This window comes from Endozoicomonas sp. ONNA2, assembly GCF_024606365.1.
GTDB lineage: Bacteria > Pseudomonadota > Gammaproteobacteria > Pseudomonadales > Endozoicomonadaceae > Endozoicomonas.
In genome coordinates, this window is record NZ_JAHHPO010000076.1 from 1 (window position 1) to 1,505 (window position 1,505).

Annotated in this window: 2 protein-coding genes; one reads left to right on the top strand and one right to left on the bottom strand. The window is 52.1% G+C overall.

Annotated elements, in window-relative coordinates:
• The first annotated feature begins 207 nt into the window (after positions 1 to 207).
• Complete coding sequence (locus KDK14_RS01360; protein ID WP_257263219.1) at positions 208 to 960, top strand: TlyA family RNA methyltransferase; 753 nt, start codon at positions 208 to 210, stop codon at positions 958 to 960.
• On the opposite strand, the gene KDK14_RS01365 is transcribed toward KDK14_RS01360, so the two are convergent.
• Entirely contained in the window at positions 961 to 1,221 is a 261-nt protein-coding gene (locus KDK14_RS01365; protein WP_257263220.1) for a hypothetical protein, read from the bottom strand.
• Between the last annotated feature and the right edge of the window lie 284 nt (positions 1,222 to 1,505).

Consider the following 1,505-nt stretch of genomic DNA (forward strand, 5'->3'; position numbering starts at 1 on the left):
CCATCCTCGCTACGGGGACGCCCAGTCGGGCGCTATTCTCGGACAGCCTCCTGGCGACATTTCGCCACTTGTTCTGCGATGCCGCTCTTCTTGTTTGTGTGGATTTCTCGATTTTTATTTCCGTGGTTTCGTGCGGGCAAGCGGAACAGGTGGTCGATACTTGTGTACAATGCGGTGTCATTAGTCGGTTTTATGTAAAGATTTTCTATGCGCAGACTCGATCTTATTCTTGTGGATCAGGGAAAAGTTTCTTCCCGCAGTCGGGCCCGGCGATTAATCAGTGAAGGCAGGGTTAAAGTCCGGCAGTCCGGTGACTGGAAAACGCCGGGCAAGGCAGGTCAGAAATACCCTGACTGGGTTGAGATTGATATCGATGAGGCTGACCGATTTGTCTCCCGGGGCGGGATGAAGCTGGCAGGGGCGCTGACCCTGTCAGGAATATCCCTGGCGGGTGCAACGGTGATTGATGTCGGGCAGTCAACCGGTGGGTTTACCGATTGTGCATTACAGGCTGGAGCGTCCGGAGTCGTCGGGGTTGAAGTGGGTCATGGCCAGCTGGTTGAATCGTTGCGTAAAGATCCCCGGGTGGTTTGTCTTGAAGGGATGAATGCCCGTACATTGCCTGCTGCACTGCTTGACTATACCGATCAGCAACAGGGATTTGATCTTGCAGTTATGGATGTGTCGTTTATTTCCCAAACCAGAATTTTGCCATCGCTGGTGCCCCTGCTAAAAAAGGGCGGGCAGCTGCTGAGTCTGGTTAAGCCACAGTTTGAGGTTGGACCCGGAGGACCTGGCAAGGGTGGGATTGTCAGGGACTCGGGGTTGTACCCTGAGGTTGAGCAATCCATCAAAGCCTGCTGCAACGGTCTTGGTTTGCACGTTCGTGGATATTTTGACAGCCCGATTACTGGCGGTGACGGCAATCGTGAGTTTTTCATCTGGGCCCAGCGCCATTGATTATGGACCCAGTTTCCATACTTTGATGGGCAGTGTGTAGTGTTTGATGACGGTTTGTAGCCGATGCCAGTGGGCCTGCTCTTCTGCTGTTTTGAGAATCAGAACAATGCCCGCTTTCTTTCCGGTCAGCATGCTGTAGTTTAGTGACTGACCGATTGCCTCCGGCCACTTTCGGGCAAATTCAATTTCAATGGCGTATTGATCTGTAAGGCAGTCAATACGTCGGCGGTCTTCCAGTCGGTATTCTACTTTACCGTTCATCCCATCGCACCAGACTTGTTGATACCATGCCTCTGTGGGCTGGGCCCGACTTGCTGCAGCGGATGTTGACAGGGTCAACGCTAAAATAGGGCTGACTATTCTATGAGCTGTGGTCATGAAATTTACTAAAGCCTTTTCAGACTGTCTGCATCGGCAGGATAGCGAAAAAAAGGAGATGGCTTTGTGGTTGGAATATTATGTCTCAAGGATTTGGCGTTTCAGGCCCTGGCCCGGATATTTCATAAACTGCCCCGTATCTCGCGCACGACCACATGGATGTGGGA